This is a genomic window from Serratia sp. root2 (genome assembly GCF_031931805.1).
GTDB classification, from domain to species: Bacteria; Pseudomonadota; Gammaproteobacteria; order Enterobacterales; family Enterobacteriaceae; genus Serratia; species Serratia inhibens.
The window spans coordinates 2028699-2050800 of record NZ_JAUJXB010000001.1 but is presented as its reverse complement, the minus strand read 5'-3'; the positions used below and the strand labels follow the sequence as shown (position 1 = coordinate 2050800).

17 protein-coding genes are annotated in these 22102 nt (G+C 54.9%); 15 read left to right on the top strand and 2 right to left on the bottom strand.

The features are described 5' to 3' along the window. Positions 1-40: 40 nt before the first annotated feature. The 4 genes from ihfB (at position 41) to lpxK (ending at position 5662) form a co-directional block, all read left to right on the top strand. Positions 41-325, top strand: a complete 285-nt coding sequence (gene ihfB / locus QZQ97_RS09425; protein ID WP_004942652.1) for an integration host factor subunit beta — start codon at positions 41-43, stop codon at positions 323-325. A 308-nt stretch (positions 326-633) separates the two neighbouring features. Further along, a complete protein-coding gene (locus QZQ97_RS09420) occupies positions 634-2898 on the top strand; it encodes a ComEC family protein (protein ID WP_442995189.1) in 2265 nt (754 codons plus the stop codon). Between the two features lie 35 nt (positions 2899-2933). Continuing rightward, the gene (gene msbA / locus QZQ97_RS09415; protein ID WP_311993211.1) at positions 2934-4682 is read left to right on the top strand and encodes a lipid A ABC transporter ATP-binding protein/permease MsbA; all 1749 of its coding nucleotides are present in this window, start codon (positions 2934-2936) and stop codon (positions 4680-4682) included. Further along, on the top strand, positions 4682-5662 hold the full coding sequence (lpxK, locus tag QZQ97_RS09410; RefSeq protein ID WP_311993210.1) for a tetraacyldisaccharide 4'-kinase: 981 nt from the start codon (positions 4682-4684) through the stop codon (positions 5660-5662). Before msbA ends, lpxK begins: the two co-directional genes overlap by 1 nt. Before the next feature lies 1 nt (position 5663). Here the strand turns inward: lpxK and hglS are convergent, their stop codons facing one another. Then, entirely contained in the window at positions 5664-7070 is a 1407-nt protein-coding gene (gene hglS / locus QZQ97_RS09405) for a 2-oxoadipate dioxygenase/decarboxylase HglS (RefSeq protein ID WP_311993209.1), read from the bottom strand. Between the two features lie 527 nt (positions 7071-7597). Here hglS and cspE point away from each other — a divergent pair. The 6 genes from cspE (at position 7598) to QZQ97_RS09375 (ending at position 11846) form a co-directional block, all read left to right on the top strand. Further along, on the top strand, positions 7598-7807 hold the full coding sequence (gene cspE, locus QZQ97_RS09400) for a transcription antiterminator/RNA stability regulator CspE (RefSeq protein WP_311993208.1): 210 nt from the start codon (positions 7598-7600) through the stop codon (positions 7805-7807). 220 nt (positions 7808-8027) lie between these two features. Then, on the top strand, positions 8028-8249 hold the full coding sequence (locus QZQ97_RS09395; RefSeq protein ID WP_006320799.1) for a cold-shock protein: 222 nt from the start codon (positions 8028-8030) through the stop codon (positions 8247-8249). 109 nt (positions 8250-8358) lie between these two features. Beyond that, positions 8359-9585, top strand: a complete 1227-nt coding sequence (locus tag QZQ97_RS09390) for a winged helix-turn-helix domain-containing protein (RefSeq protein WP_311993207.1) — start codon at positions 8359-8361, stop codon at positions 9583-9585. A 287-nt stretch (positions 9586-9872) separates the two neighbouring features. Beyond that, positions 9873-10055, top strand: a complete 183-nt coding sequence (locus tag QZQ97_RS09385; RefSeq protein ID WP_006320791.1) for a Trm112 family protein — start codon at positions 9873-9875, stop codon at positions 10053-10055. After that, entirely contained in the window at positions 10052-10801 is a 750-nt protein-coding gene (gene kdsB / locus QZQ97_RS09380) for a 3-deoxy-manno-octulosonate cytidylyltransferase (RefSeq protein ID WP_311993206.1), read from the top strand. The genes QZQ97_RS09385 and kdsB overlap by 4 nt, the downstream gene beginning before the upstream one ends. 148 nt (positions 10802-10949) lie before the next feature. After that, positions 10950-11846 carry a YcbJ family phosphotransferase gene (locus QZQ97_RS09375; RefSeq protein WP_311993205.1) on the top strand — a complete coding sequence of 299 codons (897 nt, stop codon included), beginning with the start codon at positions 10950-10952 and terminating at the stop codon, positions 11844-11846. Here the strand turns inward: QZQ97_RS09375 and elyC are convergent. After that, positions 11843-12616 (bottom strand): envelope biogenesis factor ElyC, encoded by a 774-nt coding sequence (elyC, locus tag QZQ97_RS09370; RefSeq protein WP_311993907.1) that lies wholly within the window; start codon positions 12614-12616, stop codon positions 11843-11845. The genes QZQ97_RS09375 and elyC overlap by 4 nt on opposite strands. Before the next feature lie 151 nt (positions 12617-12767). On the opposite strand from elyC, the gene cmoM reads away from it, so the two are divergent. The 5 genes from cmoM (at position 12768) to ldtD (ending at position 22090) form a co-directional block, all read left to right on the top strand. Beyond that, on the top strand, positions 12768-13553 hold the full coding sequence (cmoM, locus tag QZQ97_RS09365; RefSeq protein WP_311993204.1) for a tRNA uridine 5-oxyacetic acid(34) methyltransferase CmoM: 786 nt from the start codon (positions 12768-12770) through the stop codon (positions 13551-13553). Further along, the gene (gene mukF, locus QZQ97_RS09360; protein WP_013812305.1) at positions 13550-14872 is read left to right on the top strand and encodes a chromosome partition protein MukF; all 1323 of its coding nucleotides are present in this window, start codon (positions 13550-13552) and stop codon (positions 14870-14872) included. Before cmoM ends, mukF begins: the two co-directional genes overlap by 4 nt. Further along, a complete protein-coding gene (gene mukE, locus QZQ97_RS09355) occupies positions 14853-15581 on the top strand; it encodes a chromosome partition protein MukE (RefSeq protein WP_311993203.1) in 729 nt (242 codons plus the stop codon). The genes mukF and mukE overlap by 20 nt, the downstream gene beginning before the upstream one ends. Next, entirely contained in the window at positions 15578-20026 is a 4449-nt protein-coding gene (mukB, locus tag QZQ97_RS09350) for a chromosome partition protein MukB (RefSeq protein ID WP_311993202.1), read from the top strand. Before mukE ends, mukB begins: the two co-directional genes overlap by 4 nt. Before the next feature lie 222 nt (positions 20027-20248). Then, entirely contained in the window at positions 20249-22090 is a 1842-nt protein-coding gene (gene ldtD, locus QZQ97_RS09345; RefSeq protein ID WP_311993201.1) for a L,D-transpeptidase, read from the top strand. Positions 22091-22102 lie beyond the last annotated feature (12 nt).

Here is a 22102-nt window from a genome sequence, read left to right as displayed (position 1 = left end):
GCCCCGATACGGTAGTTTAGCTGCAAAGCTTGGAGGACTCATGACCAAGTCTGAACTTATTGAAAGACTTGCTGGCCAGCAATCTCATGTACCGGCGAAAGCCGTTGAGGATGCAGTGAAAGAGATGTTAGAGCACATGGCTGCAACGTTAGCCGATGGTGAACGCATCGAGATCCGCGGATTCGGCAGTTTTTCTCTTCACTACCGTGCTCCGCGCGTTGGTCGCAACCCGAAAACTGGTGATAAAGTTGAGTTGGACGGCAAGTACGTTCCTCACTTCAAGCCAGGTAAAGAGTTGCGTGACCGCGCCAATATCTATGGTTAATCACTGATTATCCATAGAGTTGTTGCTTGTAAAGAATATAAACGGTGCCTTAGGGCACCGTTTTTTTTGCCTGTCGTTCACCTGTTTTCTGATTTCTTAGTCTCCCGTTCTGACTTTATTTTGCACGCTACACCGCATTTCAGTGTCAATAAATGAAACCTGTATCGTTAACCTGCTGTGTGTGCCGCGAGCCGTCGCATTGGCGCTGGTGGCTGCCTGACAACGGGGGAACAATCCTGTCTACGGAGTGTGATGTGCAGTAGTTGCATGTCCTCTGTCGGACGGGAGAAAGGTCGATTAAAACTTCGCTGGATCTGGCGGTTATCGCCGTCGTCTGCGGTATTCTGCCGTTACTGGTGCTACCGCAGTTACCCGATGTATTAACAACTTTGCTGGTTGTTTTGCCCGTTAGCTTGATGTTGCGTTTCCGTTGGGTGGGCTGCCAATTTATTGCTTGGGGAGCACTGGGTTTTCTGTGGGCGACCTTCAACGCCGGGAATCTGGTGATGCAAGTCGAACGCCTGAGCCGTGGGCCAGAGGTGACCGCAGTGGTGCAGGTTACCGGTGTTACTTTGGTACCCGCAGCCAGCCGACAAACGCTAATGCGCATCGAACAGGTTAATGGGCGCTGGTTAACGCCTTCAATTGCCTTTACTACCGTCTGGCAGCCGGAAGGGCCGCAACTGTGCGCTGGGCAACGCTGGGAGCTCCGGCTGCGTCTGAGAGCGGTGCACGGCAAACTGAATGAGGGTGGATTCGATAGCCAGCGTTGGGCGATGGCGCAACGTCAACCACTGACTGCGCAGGTGAAAAGCGCCAGGCTGCTGGAGGGGAGGTGCAACTGGCGGCAGCGTATTATCAGCCATGCCGAGAGTAATATTGGCGACCTGCGTTATAAATCGGTATTGCTGGCTTTAGCGTTTGGTGAGAGAACCTCGCTGGATCCGGCGTTACGTACTTTGATGCTGAAAACCGGCATTGCTCACCTGATGGCAATTTCAGGTCTGCATGTGGCTATGGCGGCCATATTGATTTGGTTGGCGCTGCGGGCGGTTCAGTTATTATTGCCCGTTCATCTGATCGGCTACCGCTTTCCACTGCTGGTCAGTTGGTTTGGCACCTTGGCGTATGTCTGGCTGGCAGGCGCACAGCCCCCGGCAGTACGTACCGCTGTGGCGTTAACATTGTGGATGCTGCTACGTCTACGCGGCGTTCACTGCACTTCCTGGCAGGTATGGCTGTGGTGCGTGGGGTTAATTCTGGTCTGCGATCCGCTGGCGGTACTGTCGGACAGCTTCTGGTTATCGGTATTGGCGGTTGCTTGCCTGGTCTTTTGGTTCGAATGGGTGCCGTTAAGCGCCCGTTTCCGCTCAGCCTGGTACTGGGCTCCTGTACGCTGGCTGCATATTCAACTCGGTATCACGTTGCTGCTGGTGCCGATGCAAGCCGCTTTGTTTCTTGGGCTGACGTTGACCTCTATGCCGGCGAATCTGTGGGCAGTACCCGTGGTTTCACTGGTGACGGTTCCCTTGATTTTGCTTGCGGTGATTTGCGGTGCCTTGCCGCTATTGAGCGGTGGGTTATGGTGGTTGGCCGATTTGACACTGCTATGGGTGTTCACGCCGCTGTATTATTTGCAGCGTGGTTGGGTCGATCTGGGTGCCGCCTCGCTGCTGGTCAGCGCGGCTGGCTGGCTGTTGGTTATCTGTTGGCGTTTCCACTGGTGGTTAAGCTATGCGGCGGGATTGGCCGCAGTAGCGATATGCTGCGTACTGTGGCGAGAAAAAGAACCCGCATATCGTTGGCGGGTCGATATGCTGGACGTCGGCCATGGCCTGGCGATAGTGATCGAAAGTAACGGCAAAGGGGTATTGTTTGATACCGGCGATCGCTGGGCGACGGGGAGTGCTGCGGGACGTCATATTTTACCCATGCTCAACTGGCGGGGTATCTCCCTGGAGCAAATTATCATCAGCCACGATCATCTTGACCATACCGGAGGGCTGGAAGAGGTGCGTCAGGCATTTCCTCGGGCCACTGTACGCAGCCCAATACTTGATCCGCTTCATTTACCTTGTGTGGCCGGCGAAAACTGGCAGTGGCAGTCGCTGCAATTTCAGGTGTTATGGCCACCGAAAGCGCTCAAACGACCGGTTAACGACGACTCCTGCGTGATCCGCGTCGATGATGGCCAATATAGCCTGTTACTGACCGGTGACGTGGAAAAGAAAGCGGAGGCACAGTTGCTCAGATCACAACGCGAGCGGCTGGCATCCACGGTGCTTCAGGTTCCACATCACGGTAGCAGGACGTCCTCAACGCCGCCCTTTCTGCGCGCGGTAGCGCCGGAGGTAGCTTTAGCGTCCGCATCTCGTTACAACAAATGGCGATTACCCGCTGTTAAAGTTATCGCCAGATATCTGGAAAATGGCATCATATGGCGCGATACTTCGCGCTCAGGTCAGATATCCGTGCTTTTTTTCGACAACGATTGGCAAATTAAAGGCTTTCGTGAACAATTAATGCCCCGTTGGTACCATCAGCGGTTTGGCGTAGAGGGTGATAATGAGTAAAATGGGCCGCTATTTCTTCCGATGCTGGTATTTGCATGATGAATGATAAAGATCTCTCCACCTGGCAGACTTTCCGTCGCCTCTGGCCGATGATCACTCCTTTTAAGACCGGGCTGATTGTGGCCGCCATTGCGTTGATTTTAAACGCGGCCAGCGATGCCTTTATGCTGTCCTTACTTAAACCTTTATTGGATGACGGTTTTGGGAAAACCGAGAGCAGCATCTTGCTTTGGATGCCGTTGGTCGTTATTGGCCTGATGGTGGTTCGTGGTCTGACGGGCTTCGTTTCCAGCTACTGTATTTCATGGGTGTCCGGCATGGTGGTGATGCATATGCGCCGCCGGTTGTTTGGCCACATGATGAGAATGCCGGTATCCTTCTTCGATCAACAGTCTACCGGTACGCTGTTGTCGCGTATCACCTACGATTCTGAGCAGGTGGCTTCCTCCTCCTCCAGTGCGTTAGTGACCGTGGTGCGTGAAGGTGCATCGATTATTGCGTTATTCGGCATGATGTTTTATTACAGCTGGCAACTGTCGGTGATCTTGATTGTATTGGCGCCGATCGTATCTATTGCTATCCGCATCGTTTCCAAGCGTTTCCGCAATATCAGCAAAAATATGCAGAACACCATGGGGCAGGTGACGACCAGTGCTGAGCAGATGCTGAAAGGCCATAAAGAAGTGCTGATTTTTGGCGGCCAGCAGGTTGAGACCGATCGTTTTAACTCCGTCAGTAACCGTATGCGTCAACAGGGTATGAAGCTGGTTTCCGCTTCTTCCATTTCAGATCCGATTATTCAGCTGATTGCATCGTTGGCACTGGCGTTTGTGTTGTATGCAGCCAGCTTCCCGAGCGTGATGGAGACTCTGACCGCCGGTACTATCACCGTGGTATTCTCGTCGATGATTGCGTTAATGCGTCCACTTAAGTCGCTGACCAACGTCAACGCCCAGTTCCAACGTGGGATGGCAGCTTGTCAAACGCTGTTCTCCATTCTGGATATGGAGCAGGAAAAAGATACTGGCACCCGTGAAGTGGCGCGTGCAAAAGGTGACATCGAATTCCGTAACGTGACTTTCTATTACCCAGGGAAAGAAACTCCGGCGTTGCGTGATATCAGCCTCAGCATTTCTGAAGGGAAAACGGTGGCGCTGGTTGGCCGTTCAGGTTCCGGCAAATCGACAATTGCCAACCTGCTGACCCGCTTCTATGACGTCCAGGAAGGTGAAATCCTGATGGACGGGCATGACTTGCGTGAGTATACTTTAGCGTCACTGCGCGATCAGGTAGCTTTGGTATCGCAAAACGTTCATCTGTTCAACGACACCATCGCCAACAATATCGCCTACGCCCGCGAGAAACGCTACAGCCGGGAAGATATCGAAAAAGCTGCACGAATGGCTTATGCCATGGACTTCATTGAGAAAATGGAGAACGGCCTGGATACGGTGATCGGTGAGAATGGCGTGATGTTGTCCGGTGGACAGCGTCAGCGTATTGCCATAGCGCGCGCACTGCTACGTGACTGCCCGATTCTGATCCTTGATGAAGCCACTTCAGCGCTGGATACGGAATCAGAACGCGCCATTCAGGCTGCATTGGATGAACTGCAGAAAAACCGCACTTCGCTGGTGATCGCGCACCGCTTGTCGACCATTGAAAAGGCTGATGAGATCCTGGTGGTGGAAGATGGGCGCATCGTTGAACGTGGTGAGCATGCCGTATTGATCGAACAGCGCGGGGTCTACGCGCAGCTTCACCGCATGCAGTTCGGTCAATAATGATCGAGCGCATTTGGTCGGGTAGTTCACTGGTATATCTGCTGTTACTGCCGCTGTCCTGGCTGTATGGTTTGGTCAGCGGCTTGATTCGGCTGAGTTATCGCTGCGGTCTGCGTAAAAGCTGGCGTGCGCCGGTGCCGGTGGTAGTGGTGGGAAACCTTACCGCCGGCGGCAACGGTAAAACGCCGATGGTGATCTGGCTGGTTGAGCAACTGCAACAGCGTGGTTACCGGGTGGGTGTGGTATCACGCGGTTATGGTGGCAAAGCGGCATCTTATCCGTTGGTATTGGACGAATACACTACGACCCAGCAGGCGGGCGATGAACCGGTATTGATTTATCAACGCACCGGTGCGCCAGTGGCCATTTCGCCAAAGCGTGCGGAAGCGGTACAGGCACTGCTGCAACAGCAGAAACTCGACGTTGTCATCACTGATGACGGTTTGCAGCATTACGCGTTGCAGCGTGATTTTGAACTGGTGGTGATCGACGGTGTGCGCCGTTTTGGCAATGGCTGGTGGTTACCAGCAGGACCGATGCGTGAACGCGCATCGCGCTTGAGCAGCGTTAATGCGCGGATCGCCAACGGCGGCGTGGCTCAGGCGGGTGAAATTGCCATGCAGTTGCAAGCGCGCGAGGCGGTTAATATCGCCAGCGGTGCGCGCCGGCCGGTGGCTGAGTTGCCGCACGTGGTGGCAATGGCCGGGATTGGCCATCCCCCGCGCTTCTTCGCCACGCTGGAAAAGCTTGGTGTGGATGTCGAGAAGGAAGTGGCATTCGCCGATCACCAAGAGTACCAATATGCTCAACTGGCCGCGTTGACGTCATCTGAGCAAACGCTATTGATGACTGAAAAAGATGCGGTCAAATGCCGCATTTTTGCCCAGCCTAACTGGTGGTATTTACCGGTTGATGCGGTTCTTCCCTCCAATCAGGCCGAGCCGTTGCTGCAAAGTATCGAAGCTCTGCTGACTAAATAACTCAAACGGCCAGCGCGTTAAGCCCCAGAGCTTGCGCGCAGGCGTTTATCGAACGCTGCTGTGTTTGCTCATACAGCGCCAATTCATCAATCACCTCTGCACCCAGCGCCTGTTCGAAAGCGGAACGGCTCGATGCTGCATTGTACTGCGCATGTCGGTTGTCGCCCAGGTTAGACTGGAAAATGCCCGCTGCGCTGACCGGTAAGAAGTCTTCATACACCAAAGGCTGAAAGCGAATGTGTTCCTGAGCTATCAACTGCTCCAGCGTACTGTGTTTATCCAGCGAATCTTTGGCCGCCAGGCCACACTCGGTAGGGAAATAGCGGAACCAGGCCAGTTGCTGCTCACGCAAGGTTGCAAAATCGTCCGGAAACGCCTGGAAGTTTTCCGCCAGCAACTGATTGTACCGATCGGCGTTTTTTTCACTTGGCGGTGCCTGCAAGGCATCGTTGGTAGCTTGCAACAGGCGATCATACAGAGCTCGGCCTTTCGGGGTCAGCGCTACGCCACGCTGCTCGATTTCGCCAAAACGCGCAGTATGGTGTCCGCCCAGGGTGCTGCCGTCATGTTCAACAAAGGCTACGCTTTCTTCCAGCGCTTTAAAGCTGGTCTGGCGAAGCAAAATTGGCCGACGGCGAGGCGGCGGGCCTTCGATAACGGCCTTAGGCGTTATTCCCCGGCCGGGCATCGCTTGCTGGACGAGGTCGATATTCAGCGTGCGTGGCGTCAAATGGTTGATATGCGGGCCCTTGAATGCCACAACGTCTGCAATCAGACGGTGCTGATCGTGCAATTGTTGATATTCGGCGACACTGACGGTCGCCCGATTGTGCCAACGAAAAGTTTCCAACGCTTGTTCGATAAACTCTGTGGCCTGGTCGTCATCCAACCCGCCCTGAGCTTCCTGCAAGACGATCAATTCCAGCACCCGTTCGGTAAAGATGCTGCGGCGAGCCAGCAGTTGCTGCGCCAACTCACGCAACGCCGGGCTTTCAATCAGTTCCAAGCGTAATAAGGAGGTAAAAACACGGAATGGACTGATCTGCAACGCATCTTCATGCACCGCGCGAAATGCGGTGGAATGCACCGGAACTCCCGCCACGGCCAGGTCGTAATATCCGACCGGCGACATGCCCATAACGTTAAACAACCGCCGCAGCGTAGCCAGTTCCTCCGCTGTGCCCACCCGAATTGCCCCGTGGCGCTCCATGGTCAGCCTTTCGATTTCGCCGGTAATTTGTAACTGATGAGCCAATGCTGCATCTTCGCGCAGGACCTGTCGGTTGGTTTCCGCAACCAGTTCGAGCAAATCGCCATACAGCGGTACCTCTTTTTGGTACATATCTGACATGGCGTGCGAGAACCTGGCGCGGATTTCATTCGGTGAGACGAACTGCTGGGCGGTCATGCGCATAGCTCCTTTATTCAGGATAATCTGAAAAATAGTATTTTGGGCGGTAAAAGTACTGGCTGAATGGCCATCCACCTTGTTTTCACCCCAAGTTTAGCTATCTCGGTTGGTTTTTGTTATAGCTTGGACAAGCATATTGGATTTTTATGCGTTAGCTCTCATTTGCCTGGGAACTGGCGGAGATAACGGCCTTCTGGAAGGCAGTGATTTTGAGTGAAATCTGTAAAAATAAAGAAATTAATCTATGAACAATCATAGACATAAAAATGAATTCGGCGGAATGATAAAAATAGACCAATAAACCCCTTGTGCAAAGGGTGAATTTATGAGTAAATGCTCGTCGGCCTGTGATACAGACCTATTTATGTTCGAGTCTAGATTTAAGCAGTTCCTCCAAAAACGTTATCATCCGATTCCGCTTCAAAGACGAACCTTCTAAGTACCTCCCATAAGTAATGTTCCTAAAAACGGCCTAAATTGCCTTATGGCAGGTTTTGTATATATATTTAAAAGGTAAATGTGTAATGTCTAAGAAGACGGGTCAGGTGAAGTGGTTCAACGAAAGCAAAGGTTTTGGTTTCATTGAGCAGAGCGACGGCGGTAAAGATGTATTCGTACATTTCTCTGCAATCGCGACCGACGGTTTCAAAACCCTGGCTGAAGGCCAGCGTGTTGAGTATACCATCGAGGACAGCCCGCGCGGGCCGGCTGCCGCCAACGTTGTGGCTCTGTAAATAAACAGGGAATAACGTAAAGAGAGTTTAATACAACCATGATGAAGCGTTGACGCTGATTCATTGCGGAAGATATTAAGTTCAACAAGCCCGCATAGTGCGGGTTTTTAATTTTTTGCTCACGAGAGGTTTGTTACGAAAAACTTTAGGATGGGCTGGTAGCATCCAACAATAATAAAAATAACGTTGTTAAGGATGCTCAAGTAAAAGGATATAACTTATGTTTAAAAATACTGTGTTACAAATGGGCCGGGTGAAATGGTTTGATCAGGCCGCAGGTTATGGTTTTATTTCACCGGTAGATGGTAGTGACGAAATCTATGTAAGCCGTCGTTCTATCGCCAATACCAAAAATAAATCATTAAACGAAGGTCAGAACGTTGAGTTCTCGATCTATCGCAGCTCCCACGGGCTGTCAGCGGCAGACGTTATCGCGTTCTGACCCACTCCTTCCTCGCCAGTGCCGGTGCCGCCACCCCAAGCACTGGCGAAGAAAAATCTTCTGATATCCACTATTATCGAGCCATCGCTTAACGACTTTGGATGTCAGGATGATTACCCCGGTTATTTCTCTTGCCGCCGCCCGCGCGCTTCATCTTGCCGCACAAGGGCTGTTATCCCCGATTAAACGCAGAGCCAAACCTGATGATGTGGTTACCACCATTCAGCGTATGGGGTTACTGCAAATCGATACCATCAGCGTTGTTGCACGCAGCCCCTATCTGGTGTTGTTCAGTCGCCTGGGCGACTATCAGCCTGAATGGCTGGAGCAGGCGCTGGCCAGCCGTCAGCTGTTCGAATATTGGGCGCATGAAGCCTGTTTTTTACCCATCGAAGATTTTGGCCTGTTGCGCCACCGCATGTTGCATCCGCAGGGTATGGGCTGGAAATATTCTGAAGAGTGGGTGCAAAAGCACCAGACGGCAATGGACGATCTGCTATTGCATATCGAAGCTGGTGGGCCGGTACGTTCGGCGGATTTTAATGCCGAGAAGAAAGGAAATAGCGGTTGGTGGGATTGGAAGCCGGAAAAGCGTCATCTCGAAATCTTGTTCACCGCCGGTAAACTGATGGTGTCTGAACGGCGTAATTTTCATCGTGTCTACGATCTGACCGAAAGGCTATTGCCGCACTGGGATGATGAGCGTCATGCGTTACCTGCGGGCAATGCGCAGCAGGAAATGCTCAGCCGAACCTGTCGTTACCTGGGGATTTTCAGGGCTGAATGGTTGGCTGATTACTACCGTCTGAAGCGAGTTGCGCCGAAAGCGCTGCTGGCATCGCTACAACAGCAGGGCGAAATAGCGCCGGTGGTCATTGATGGGCTGGACGGCGATTTTTACGTGCATCATTCACTGGCGCAAGAACTGCAGTTGGCGGAGCGAGGGGCGCTAAAATCCAGTGTGACTACCTTGCTTTCTCCGTTTGATCCCGTGGTTTGGGATCGACGACGTGCGCTGGAGCTGTTCAATTTCGATTACCGGCTGGAGTGCTATACACCGAAGGAGAAGCGACAGTACGGGTATTTCACCTTGCCGGTGTTGCATCGGGGCGAGTTGATTGGCCGCATTGATGCAAAAATGCATCGACGACAGGGCATTTTTGAAATTATCAGTTTCCATCCTCAGGCCAACGTTCGTTTTGGTAAACAGCGCACGCAGGATCTCCGGCAGGCAATTACCCGCAGTGCAAAATGGCACGGGGCCAAACAGGTGACGCTGGGGGATATTCCGGCTCAACTGGCCATAGAATGGGGTGAAGGCTGGGAAGTGGAATAACGAACGGTGTCGTCAGCGTGAGGAAAACGAATTGTCAGCGCCGCTCGTTACAACCAGATAGAGGCCTCAATTGCTGAAATTGGCAAACAGGGCGATGATTTTGTGAATACGCTTGATCATGGGAAAGATGCTTTTTTGTGACTTGAGTCACAAAATTATACGCATGCATAGCAGTCACTTCAATCCCGGGGCCAGATTAAAATGCAGCGGTAAAACAGCCGGTGATTAACCTGGCGCATAGCGTTATGCTATTCTCACGCACTTTAGATCTCCACCCTGGAGGAAGCATGGACCACCGTTTACTCGAAATCGTTGCCTGTCCGGTCTGCAACGGTAAGCTCTATTTCAATAAAGAAAATCAGGAACTGGTCTGCAAAGTGGACGGCCTCGCCTATCCGCTGCGTGATGGCATTCCCGTGCTGTTGGAAAACGAAGCGCGTGCGCTGTCATTGGATGAGAAACACGCATGAGTTTTATCGCTATTATTCCAGCCCGTTACGCATCAACCCGTTTGCCCGGCAAGCCGCTGGCCGATATTCACGGTAAGCCAATGGTGGTGCACGTGATGGAGCGTGCGCGTGAGTCCGGCGCCAGCCGCGTTATCGTAGCGACCGATCACCCCGAGGTGGCTGAAGCGGTCAAAGCTGCCGGTGGTGAAGTGTGCATGACCAGCCCGAATCACCATTCCGGTACCGAACGCCTGGCGGAAGTGATCGAGCACTACGGTTTTGCCGATGACGAAATTATCGTTAACGTACAGGGTGATGAGCCGCTTATCCCGCCGGTGATCGTACGTCAGGTAGCTGAAAACCTGGCAGCCTGCCAGGCCGGTATGGCGACTCTGGCGGTGCCGATCGATAGCGCGGAAGAAGCCTTTAACCCCAATGCCGTCAAAGTTGTGATGGATGCACAGGGCTATGCGCTCTACTTTTCCCGCGCCACCATTCCCTGGGATCGCGAGCGCTTTGCTCAATCCAAAGAAAGTATCGGCGACAGCCTGCTGCGCCATATAGGCATTTATGCCTATCGTGCCGGTTTTGTGCGCCGTTATGTCAGTTGGGCACCAAGCCAGCTGGAGCAAATTGAGCTGCTGGAGCAACTGCGGGTGCTGTGGTACGGTGAAAAAATCCACGTGGCGGTCGCTAAAGCCATTCCAACCGTGGGTGTTGATACGCCGGAAGATCTGCAGCGTGTGCGCGACAGCATCAAAGGCTGAGCAGTAAACGCCGGCATGTCACCTGGTGTGCCGGCAGTACAATTTCCCGCCTTTTTTATCCCCATTTTGTTGATCTGCGTTGAAGCTTTTTTTTGCTTACCGTTCGATGATGTCAGCGTCTCCTCCTTTCTCTTGAGGCTATTTCCTTATGGAGCAGTTACGCGCCGAACTGAGTATTGTGCTGGGTGAATCTATCAGCCGGCTGGAACGCGTTAGCGAACAGCCTTATGCACACATGTATTCGCTGTACGATCAACAGGGCCACGCAATCCCGCTGATGGCAAAAAGCTTTGTCTGCCAGGGGATCGCCCAGCAGGAAGCCTATAAGCTGTCGATGCTGGCGCGTGAAGGCGATATCCGCCTGCCGACGGTGTATGGCGTGGTCTATACCCATCAGGCGCCCTATAAAGAAATCTTGCTGATCGAACGTTTGCGGGGCGTGTCGGCAGAGGCGCCGACACGCACGCCGAACCGCTGGACTATGCTGATGGAACAGATCGTTGACGGCATTTTGGCCTGGCACCGTATCGACAGCCACGGTTGCGTTGGCACGGTTGACAGCACGCAGGAAAACGACTGGTTTTGCTGGTATCAGCAGCGGGTCGAGGTGCTGTGGTCGACGCTCGGCAACCTCAACTCGCCGCAGTTGACGATGGCCGATCGCCGCTTGTTGTACCGCACGCGAGAAGCGCTGACCCATTTTTTTGTCGGTTTCGACGACCCTTGCGTGTTGGTGCACGGCAATCTGTCGCTGCGCAGTATGCTGAAAGATGCAAAAAGCGACCAACTGCTGGCGATGCTCAACCCTGGGATGATGCTGTGGGCCCCGCGCGAATATGAGCTGTTCAGGTTGTGCGAGGCGGGGATGCCCAGCCAACTGATGTTTTATTATTTGCAGCGGGCCCCGGTATCGGAATCGTTCCTGGCGAGGCGATGGCTGTATGGCGTGTGGGAAGCGGCAGGGCGGTTGATTCACACCGGTAAGCTGGACCGGCAGCTGTTTGACCATGCGTCGAAACAGCTGCTGCCCTGGCTTGCGGATTAGTCGACAGCGGCTTTATCAGCCCCTTTCAGCGATTGCCACAGGCTGCCCAAGGTTTCATACCAGGCGCGTTCGCTATGGCCCAGGAACATGGCCGAGGGTACCACGCGATCCCAAATATTCAGCCTTGAGCTGATGGCCAACTGATTGGCCGGCGCCGGGATAGGGTGCAGCCCTTTGGCTTCAAAAAAGCGCATTGCCCGCGGCAAATGGTTGGCTGAGGTCACCAAAATAAACGGTTGCCGGCCGACCAGCTTCGACACCTGCAACGCCTCCTGCTCTGTATCCATCGGGCGATCCAACAACACCATGTCGCTACGCGGTACCCCCAGGCTTTCCGCTACCTGCGCCGCTGTCGCTGCGTTGCTCAAGGTATTGGCACCGCCGGCGCCGGTGAACACCATTTTGGTGCCCGGATGCGCGAGATATAAGCGCACGCCCTCCGTCACTCGCGGCAGGCTGTTACCTATCAGATTGGAGCTGGGCGCCCAATCCGGGTTAAAGGTATAGCCGCCACCCAGCACCACGATATAATTCACCTGGTCATTGCCACGATAGGTTACATATTCAGACTCAATAGGTCGCAACAGCCGGTCGGCCACCGGCTGCAGGCTGAAAAGCAGTAAAAACAGCCAGCTCAGTGATAAAATTACTCTGCCGCTTTTTTGCCAGCGGGTGAACCACAGCAGCAACAGCGCCAGCCCCATCAACAGCAGCAGCGCAGGTAATGGCATTAAAATGGCGCCAATGAACTTTTTCAGGTTGAACAGCATCAAAAATCAGGTCCTTTTGGGCGAAAAAACGACATCCGGGCACAATCAGGCCGCAAGAAGATTCATTCTAAGCCAGTCTGTGCCAAAATAGCAGGTTTGAATGGGCTGGCGCTTTGCCCCCATCAGGATAAGATCAGCGGAGCCGTTGTCCATGCAGGATCGCAATTTTGACGATATTGCTGAAAAGTTTGCGCGTAATATTTACGGCACCACCAAAGGGAAGATCCGTCAGGCGGTAGTCTGGCAGGACCTGACCACGCTGTTGGCCCAGTTGCCGCAGCGGCCGCTGCGCATTCTGGATGCCGGTGGCGGCGAAGGCCACATGGCTTGCCAATTGGCAGAATTAGGACATCAGGTGTTGTTGTGCGATCTCTCTGGTGAGATGATCCAACGCGCTGCGCAATTGGCTGAACAGAAAGGTGTGAGCCAGAACATGCAATTCATACAAAGTTCAGCGCAGGACATTGGTCAGCACTTGGAACAGCCGGTTGATCTGATATTGTTCCATGCGGTGCTTGAATGGATTGCTGAACCTGAGGTGGCGTTGCAAGAGTTGTTCAACTGCCTGCTGCCCGGTGGCGCGCTGTCATTGATGTTCTTTAATGCCAACGGCCTCTTGATGCGCAACGTGGTGTTGGGTAATTTCCAACTGGTGAATCCCGAGATCAGAAGGCGCAGAAAACGTTCTTTGTCGCCGCAATATCCGCACAACCCGCCGCAGGTTTATGGCTGGCTGGAGCAAATGGGCATGCGCATCAGCGGGAAAACCGGGGTGCGGGTGTTCCACGATTATCTGCAGAGCAGGCAGCTACAGACGCAAAAATTTGAAGAGTTACTGGCGCTTGAACAGCACTATTGCCGGCAGGAGCCGTACGTGAGTTTGGGGCGCTATATTCACGTCATGGCGCATAAACCAAACCTGAAGGACGAACTATGAGTGAATTTTCCCAGACAGTACCCGAACTGGTCGCCTGGGCACGGAAAAATGATTTCTCTATTTCGCTCCCTACGGAGCGTCTCGCGTTTTTGCTCGCTATCGCCACCCTTAACGGCGAGCGGCTGGACGGCGAGATGAGCGAAGGTGAGCTGGTTGATGCATTTCGCCATGTCAGCAAAGGTTTCGAACAGACGCATGAAACGGTGGCGGTCCGCGCCAACAATGCGATTAACGACATGGTGCGCCAGCGCCTGTTAAACCGCTTTACCAGCGAACTGGCAGACGGTAACGCCATTTATCGTCTGACGCCGCTGGGCATAGGTATCACCGATTACTACATCCGTCAGCGCGAATTCTCTACGTTACGGCTGTCGATGCAGCTGTCGATCGTGGCGGAGGAGCTGAAGCGCGCCGCCGACGCCGCCGAAGAGGGCGGGGATGATTTCCATTGGCACCGCAACGTGTTTGCACCGCTGAAATATTCGGTGGCGGAAATCTTCGACAGTATCGACATGACCCAGCGGCTGATGGATGAACAGCAGCAGGGCGTGAAGGAAGATATCGCGGCACTGTTGAACCAGGACTGGCGTGCGGCTATCTCCAGTTGCGAAATGCTGTTGTCCGAAACTTCCGGCACGTTGCGCGAGCTGCAAGATACGCTTGAGGCGGCGGGCGACAAGCTGCAGGCCAACCTGCTGCGCATTCAGGATGCGACGCTGGGTGGGATGGAATTGGGCTTCGTCGACAAACTGGTGTTCGATCTGCAAAGCAAGCTCGACCGCATTATCAGCTGGGGCCAACAGGCGATTGACCTGTGGATCGGTTACGACCGCCATGTGCATAAATTTATCCGTACCGCGATCGACATGGATAAGAACCGTGTGTTCGCTCAGCGTTTGCGCCAGTCGGTGCAAAACTATTTTGACAACCCATGGACGCTGACCCATGCCAACGCCGATCGTCTGCTGGATATGCGTGACGAAGAACTGGCGCTGCGCAGCGAGGAAGTGACCGGGGAACTGCCGCCGGATCTGGAGTTCGAAGAGTTCAGCGAGATCCGCGAACAGCTGGCGGCAATGATCGAACAGGCGCTGAAAATTTATCAGGAACAACAGATGCCGCTCAATTTAGGGGCGGTAATGCGCGATTATCTGGCGCAATATCCGCGTGCGCGTCATTTTGACGTAGCACGTTTAGTGGTCGACCAGGCTGTGCGCCTTGGTGTGGCTGAAGCAGATTTTTCAGGGTTGCCAGCGCAATGGCAGGCAATCAATGATTACGGAGCCAAGGTCCAGGCCCATGTCATCGACAAATATTGAACAAGTAATGCCAGTCAAGCTGGCCAAGGCATTGTCTAACGCGCTGTTTCCTGCGCTTGACAGCCAACTGCGAGCGGGTCGTCACATCGGTATCGATGAGCTGGACAACCACGCCTTCTTAATGGATTTTCAGGACGAGCTGGAAGAGTTTTACACTCGCTACAGCGTGGAACTGATCCGTGCGCCGGAAGGTTTTTTCTACCTGCGCCCGCGCTCCACCACCCTGATCCCGCGTTCGGTGCTGTCCGAACTGGACATGATGGTGGGAAAAATCCTGTGTTATCTCTATCTCAGCCCCGAGCGCCTGGCGCATGAGGGGATCTTCAGCCATCAGGAGCTGTACGACGAGCTGCTGAGCCTGGCGGATGAGACCAAATTGTTGAAGTTCGTTAACCAGCGCTCCACCGGTTCGGATCTCGATCGTCAGAAACTGCACGAAAAAGTGCGTACCTCGCTGAACCGCCTGCGTCGTCTGGGCATGGTCTATTTCATGGGCAATGACAGCAGCAAGTTCCGTATCACCGAAGCCGTGTTCCGCTTTGGCGCCGACGTGCGCAGCGGTGACGATCCGCGTGAAGCACAGCTGCGCATGATTCGTGACGGCGAGGCGATGCCGGTTGAAAACAGCCTGTCGCTGAATGACGAGAGCGACGCTGAAGACCAGCAGGTTGATAACACTCCGGACAGTGCAGAGGATGAACAGGAATGATTGAACGCGGTAAATTTCGCTCGCTGACGCTGGTCAACTGGAACGGCTTTTTTGCCCGCACTTTTGATCTGGATGAGTTGGTGACCACGCTATCCGGCGGTAACGGGGCAGGGAAATCCACCACTATGGCGGCTTTCGTCACCGCGCTGATCCCCGATTTGACGCTGCTGCACTTTCGTAATACCACCGAAGCCGGCGCCACCAGCGGTTCGCGCGACAAGGGCTTGCACGGCAAGCTGCGCGCCGGGGTCTGTTACTCCACGCTTGATGTAATCAACTCACGCCATCAGCGCGTGGTGGTCGGTGTGCGCCTGCAGCAGGTAGCCGGCCGCGATCGCAAGGTGGACATCAAGCCGTTCACCATTCAGGGCCTGCCGACGGCAGTGCAGCCGACAGAACTTCTGACCCAAACGGTGGGCGAGCGCCAGGCGCGCGTGCTGACGTTGCAGGAACTGAAAGATCGCGTTGAAGAGATGGAAGGCGTGCAGTTCAAGCAGTTCAACTCGATCACCGACTACCACTCCTTAATGTTCGATCTGGGCGTGATCCCTAAACGCCTGCGTTCGTCTGCCGATCGCAGCAAGTTTTACCGCCTGATCGAAGCCTCGCTGTACGGCGGGATTTCCAGCGCCATCACCCGCTCGCTGCGTGACTATTTGTTGCCGGAGAACAGCGGCGTGCGCAAGGCGTTCCAGGATATGGAAGCGGCGCTGCGCGAAAACCGTATGACGCTGGAAGCGATCCGCGTCACTCAGTCGGACCGTGACCTGTTCAAACACCTGATTTCCGAAGCCACGTCCTACGTGGCGGCAGACTACATGCGCCATGCCAACGAACGGCGCATTCATCTGGACGGCGCGCTGGCGCTGCGCAGCGATCTGCTGGGCAGCCGTAAACAACTGGCCGCCGAGCAGTATCGCCACGTGGAAATGGCGCGTGAGCTGGCCGAGCAGAGCGGTGCGGAATCCGATTTGGAAACCGACTACCAGGCCGCCAGCGATCACCTGAATCTGGTGCAGACGGCGATGCGTCAGCAGGAAAAGATCGAACGCTATGAAGGCGATCTGGAAGAGCTGACCTACCGCCTGGAAGAACAGAACGAAGTGGTTGCCGAGGCCAGTGAGCAACAGGCAGAAAACGAAGCGCGCGCCGAGGCGGCCGAGCTGGAAGTGGATGAACTGAAAAGCCAGCTCGCCGACTACCAGCAGGCGCTCGACGTGCAGCAGACCCGCGCCATTCAGTATCAGCAGGCGTTGCAGGCATTGGAACGCGCGCGTGGGCTGTGCCAGCTGCCAGAACTGACCGCTGAAAATGCCGAACAGTGGCTGGATACTTTCCAGGCGCGTGAGCAGGAAGCGACGGAAGCGTTGCTGATGCTCGAGCAGAAACTGAGCGTGGCCGACGCCGCGCACGGCCAGTTTGAACAAGCTTATCAGCTGGTGGGTAAAATCGCCGGCCAGGTCAGCCGCAGTGAAGCCTGGCAATGTGCGCGCGAATTGTTGCGCGACTGGCCTTCGCAGCAGCACCTTGCCGAACGCGTGCAGCCGCTGCGCATGCGCTTGAGCGAGCTGGAACAGCGTCTGCGCTCCCAACAAGATGCCGAGCGTCTGCTGCAGGAGTTCTGCAAGCGCCACGGTCAGGAGTATCAGCCGGACGATCTCGATGCGCTGTTGCAAGAGTTGGAAGAGCGTCTGGAATCGCTGTCGCAGAGCGTCAGCGACGCCGGCGAGCGCCGGATGGAAATGCGTCAGGAACTGGAACAGATCCAGCAGCGCATCCGTGAGCTGACCGCCCGCGCGCCAGTCTGGTTGGCGGCGCAGGACTCCCTGAGTCAGCTTAGCGAGCAGAGCGGTGAAGAACTGGAAAGCAGCCAGCAGGTGACCGAGTTCATGCAGCAGCTGCTGGAGCGCGAACGTGAAACCACCGTTGAGCGCGACGAAGTGGCTGCCCGCAAGCGTGAAGTCGAAGCGCAAATCGAACGCCTTAGCCAGCCCGGCGGCGCGGAAGATCAGCGTCTGGTGACCCTGGCCGAACGTTTTGGCGGCGTGCTGCTTTCTGAAATTTACGACGATGTCACCATCGACGATGCGCCTTACTTCTCGGCGCTGTACGGCCCATCGCGCCACGCGATCGTGGTGCCGGATCTGTCGCTGGTGCGCGAGATGCTGGAAGGTCTCGAAGACTGCCCGGAAGATCTCTATCTGATCGAAGGGGATCCGCAGTCGTTCGATGACAGCGTGTTCGCCGTCGAAGAGCAGGACAGGGCGGTGTTGGTGAAAACCGCCGATCGCCAGTGGCGTTATTCGCGTTACCCGGAAGTGCCGCTGTTTGGCCGCGCCGCGCGTGAAAACCGCCTGGAAGTGCTGCATGCCGAGCGTGAAACGCTGGCTGAGCGCTACGCGACGCTATCATTCGACGTGCAAAAGACCCAGCGTTCGCATCAGGCTTTCAGCCGCTTTATCGGCTCTCATCTGGCGGTGGCGTTTGACGCCGATCCGGAAGCGGAGATCCGTGGCCTCAATACCCGTCGCGGTGAAATCGAGCGTGCGCTGAATAACCATGAAGCGCAGAACCAGCAGCAGCGGCAGCAGTACGATCAGGCGAAAGAGGGCATCTCGGCGCTCAACCGCCTGATGCCATTGGTGTCGCTGTTGAACGACGACACCCTGCAGGACCGGGTGGAAGAAATCCGCGAAGAGCTGGAAGAGGCGCAGGATGCCGCGCGCCATATTCAGCAACATGGCGTCTCCCTGACCAAGCTGGAACCCTTGCTGTCGGTGTTGCAAAGCGACCCGCAACAGCATGAACAGCTGCAGCAGGATTACACCCAGGCGCAGAGCGTACAACGTCAGGCCAAGCAGCAGGCGTTTGCTCTGATCGAAGTGGTACAGCGTCGCGCGCACTTTGGTTATACCGACTCGGCCGGCATGCAGAATGCCAACAACGATCTTAACGACAAACTGCGTCAGCGTCTGGAGCATGCGGAAGCGGAACGTACCCGCGCCCGTGAGCAACTGCGCCAGTATCAAACCCAATTTACCCAGTACAGCCAGGTGCTGGCATCGCTGAAAAGTTCGTATGACGCCAAGCGCGACATGCTGAAAGAGCTGAGCCAGGAGCTGGTGGATATCGGTGTGCAAGCCGATGCCAATGCCGAGGCGCGAGCGCGAGCGCGTCGTGACGAGCTGCATGCGGCGCTGAGTACCAACCGTGCACGCCGTAATCAACTGGAAAAACAGCTGACCTTCTGCGAAGCGGAGATGGACAGCCTGCAGAAGAAACTGCGCAAGTTGGAGCGCGACTATCACCAACTGCGTGAGCAGGTGGTGACCGCCAAGGCGGGCTGGTGTGCGGTCATGCGCATGGTGAAAGACAACGGCGTTGAACGCCGTCTGCACCGTCGCGAACTGGCTTATATGGACGGTGACGAGCTGCGCTCGATGTCGGATAAGGCACTGGGTGCGTTGCGTCTGGCGGTGTCGGATAACGAACATCTGCGCGACGTTCTGCGCTTGTCGGAAGATCCAAAGCGCCCGGAACGCAAAATTCAGTTCTATATCGCGGTGTATCAGCATCTGCGCGAGCGTATTCGCCAGGATATCATTCGTACCGATGACCCGGTTGAGGCCATCGAACAGATGGAAATCGAGCTGGGGCGCCTGACCGAAGAACTGACCGCACGTGAGCAGAAGCTGGCGATCAGTTCCAAGAGCGTGGCGAATATCATCCGTAAAACCATTCAGCGTGAACAGAACCGCATCCGTATGCTCAACCAGGGTCTGCAGGCGGTATCTTTCGGTCAGGTGAAGAGCGTGCGGCTGAACGTCAACGTGCGCGAAGCGCATGCGACGCTGCTGGATGTGCTTGCCGAACAGCGAGAGCAGCATCAGGATCTGTTCAACAGCAACCGTCTGACCTTCTCTGAAGCGTTGGCCAAGTTGTATCAGCGCCTGAACCCGCAGATTGATATGGGCCAACGCACGCCGCAGACTATCGGCGAAGAGCTGCTGGATTACCGTAACTATCTGGAGCTGGAAGTGGAAGTGTTCCGCGGCTCTGACGGTTGGCTGCGTGCCGAGAGCGGCGCGTTGTCTACCGGGGAAGCGATAGGGACCGGGATGTCGATTCTGGTGATGGTGGTGCAGAGTTGGGAAGAGGAGTCACGCCGCCTGCGTGGCAAGGATATCTCACCTTGCCGCCTGCTGTTCCTCGATGAAGCGGCGCGACTGGATGCCAAGTCCATCGCAACGCTGTTCGAGCTGTGCGATCGTCTGGAAATGCAGCTGATTATCGCCGCGCCGGAAAACATCAGCCCGGAAAAAGGCACTACTTATAAGCTGGTGCGTAAGGTGTTCCAGAACCATGAGCACGTGCACGTAGTGGGGCTGCGCGGTTTCGCCAATGAGCCGCCTGCGCTGGGCGCGGCTACGGTGGAAACGCCGTAAACGCAAAAAAGCCCGCTAATAATCTGAAAATAGCCGCCCTGGGGTGGCTATTTTTTTGTGTGCATGGATGATAGTCCTGCTTTTTTATCCGCTAAAAACCGGGTAGCTTAATGAAATAACAGTTATTAGCGGCGTCCAAGGGCAAAATGGCCTTTCTGTTCGTATACTGAAATTAACAAGCGGTTTTTGATGCATTTTTTGTGAGCATACAGGGGGCAATGGATGTTGCTTAAAAATGGAAACACTTTACGGCGTCTGGCGCTGAGCTGCGCAATCGCATCTGGACTTGCGTCGTCGTTACCCGCATGGGCAACCGTGCCTGCGTTTCCGGTGGCGTCATCCGGCATGTCAGTTGCGCAAAGCCGTTCGGAATTGTTGGCTGCATTGCCGAAAGGGATTGTACCGCACTATCTTTCAGCGCTGGCTCCTTTGTACGCCGCGAACCGAATGCAACTGATGTGGCAGGATCGCGAAGCGGTTCAGCAGTTCCAGCAGCAGTTGGCCGAACTGGCCATGTCCGGCGTGCAGCCGCAGTTTACCCAATGGGTGAAGCTGCTGACCGATCCGGCGATTACCGGCGTGGCACGCGACGTTGTCCTGTCTGACGCTATGTTGGGGTATTTGCAGTTCGTTTCAGCCATCGGTGCCAACGGTAACAGTTGGTTGTATAGCAATATTCCCTACAAGCTCGGCCTGCCGCCTAATGCGGTGATTAATCAATGGCAACTGGCGGTGCGTCAGGGCAAGACGTTGGCTTATATCACCACGCTGGCGCCGCAGCACCCGCAATATGCCAAGATGCATCAGGCGCTGCGCGATATGCTGGCCGACAACCGTCCGTGGCCACAGATGGCTAACGGCCCGAGCTTGCGCCCCGATCAACTGAGCAGCGACATTTCCGCCCTGCGTGAGATCCTGGCGCGCAATGGCATGCTGACCACTACCGCAGCACCGGTGCAAACGCAGGATCCGCCTGCGGTACTGACCGGCTCGCGCAATGAACCGGACGATGGCGGCTTGTCAGTAGATGAAGAAAAAACCCGCGAGAGCAAAAGCGTGGTTATCAGCCCGTCTGCCGCACCGGTAAAAGATCTTACCGTATCTCCGGAATCGCCATTCGCTCAGCAGCCTGCCAGCCCGGTGACCGTCACCGATAACGCCTATACCCCCGATCTGGTTGAAGGCGTTAAACGCTTCCAGAAATGGCAAGGTTTGAGCGCTGACGGCGTGATCGGCGCTCGTACCCGCGAATGGCTCAACGTGTCGCCGCAAATGCGTGCTTCGCTGCTGGCATTGAATATCCAGCGTTTGCGTATCCTCCCAGGCTACGTCGACACCGGGATCATGGTTAACATTCCCAATTACTCGCTGACTTACTACCAGAACGGCAATGAAGTGCTTTCCTCACGGGTCATCGTCGGTCGACCTAGCCGCAAGACGCCGCTGATGAACAGTGCACTGAACAACGTAGTGGTCAACCCGCCGTGGAATGTGCCGACTACGCTGGTACGCGAAGATATTGTGCCAAAGGCAATGCGTGACGGCAGCTATTTCCAGAAACACGGCTATACCGTGCTTTCCGGCTGGAGCAATGACGCCGAAGTCATTAACCCGGCGATGATTGACTGGAACATGGTGTCTGCGCGTAATTTCCCTTACCGCATTCGCCAGGCGCCAGGCGCCACCAACTCACTGGGGCGTTTCAAATTCAACATGCCGAGCTCGGATGCTATCTATCTGCACGATACGCCGAACCATAATCTGTTCCAGAAAGATATTCGCGCCCTGAGTTCCGGTTGCGTGCGTGTTAACAAGGCCTCTGATTTGGCGAATATGCTGCTGCAAGATGCCGGCTGGAACAATACCCGCGTTTCCTCCACCCTTAAAGGGGGGAATACCACCTACGTAAATATTCGACAGCATATTCCGGTTAAATTGTATTATTTAACCGCCTGGGTTTCTGATGATGGAAAGCCACAATTCCGTACAGATATTTACAATTATGATGATACGGTGAGATCGGGTGCACAAATTTTGGCTCAGGCCGAAAAATTAATGCAATAAATGCAGTAATTA

Excerpts from the sequence above, each read along its gene's own strand:
- ihfB (WP_004942652.1), top strand. The coding sequence starts at position 41 with ATGACCAAGTCTGAACTTATTGAAAGACTTGCTGGCCAGCAATCTCAT.
- msbA (WP_311993211.1), top strand. The coding sequence starts at position 2,934 with ATGATGAATGATAAAGATCTCTCCACCTGGCAGACTTTCCGTCGCCTC.
- lpxK (WP_311993210.1), top strand. The coding sequence starts at position 4,682 with ATGATCGAGCGCATTTGGTCGGGTAGTTCACTGGTATATCTGCTGTTA.
- hglS (WP_311993209.1), bottom strand. The coding sequence starts at position 7,070 with ATGACCGCCCAGCAGTTCGTCTCACCGAATGAAATCCGCGCCAGGTTC.
- cspE (WP_311993208.1), top strand. The coding sequence starts at position 7,598 with ATGTCTAAGAAGACGGGTCAGGTGAAGTGGTTCAACGAAAGCAAAGGT.
- QZQ97_RS09395 (WP_006320799.1), top strand. The coding sequence starts at position 8,028 with ATGTTTAAAAATACTGTGTTACAAATGGGCCGGGTGAAATGGTTTGAT.
- QZQ97_RS09390 (WP_311993207.1), top strand. The coding sequence starts at position 8,359 with ATGATTACCCCGGTTATTTCTCTTGCCGCCGCCCGCGCGCTTCATCTT.
- QZQ97_RS09385 (WP_006320791.1), top strand. The coding sequence starts at position 9,873 with ATGGACCACCGTTTACTCGAAATCGTTGCCTGTCCGGTCTGCAACGGT.
- kdsB (WP_311993206.1), top strand. The coding sequence starts at position 10,052 with ATGAGTTTTATCGCTATTATTCCAGCCCGTTACGCATCAACCCGTTTG.
- QZQ97_RS09375 (WP_311993205.1), top strand. The coding sequence starts at position 10,950 with ATGGAGCAGTTACGCGCCGAACTGAGTATTGTGCTGGGTGAATCTATC.
- elyC (WP_311993907.1), bottom strand. The coding sequence starts at position 12,616 with ATGCTGTTCAACCTGAAAAAGTTCATTGGCGCCATTTTAATGCCATTA.
- cmoM (WP_311993204.1), top strand. The coding sequence starts at position 12,768 with ATGCAGGATCGCAATTTTGACGATATTGCTGAAAAGTTTGCGCGTAAT.
- mukF (WP_013812305.1), top strand. The coding sequence starts at position 13,550 with ATGAGTGAATTTTCCCAGACAGTACCCGAACTGGTCGCCTGGGCACGG.
- mukE (WP_311993203.1), top strand. The coding sequence starts at position 14,853 with ATGTCATCGACAAATATTGAACAAGTAATGCCAGTCAAGCTGGCCAAG.
- mukB (WP_311993202.1), top strand. The coding sequence starts at position 15,578 with ATGATTGAACGCGGTAAATTTCGCTCGCTGACGCTGGTCAACTGGAAC.
- ldtD (WP_311993201.1), top strand. The coding sequence starts at position 20,249 with ATGTTGCTTAAAAATGGAAACACTTTACGGCGTCTGGCGCTGAGCTGC.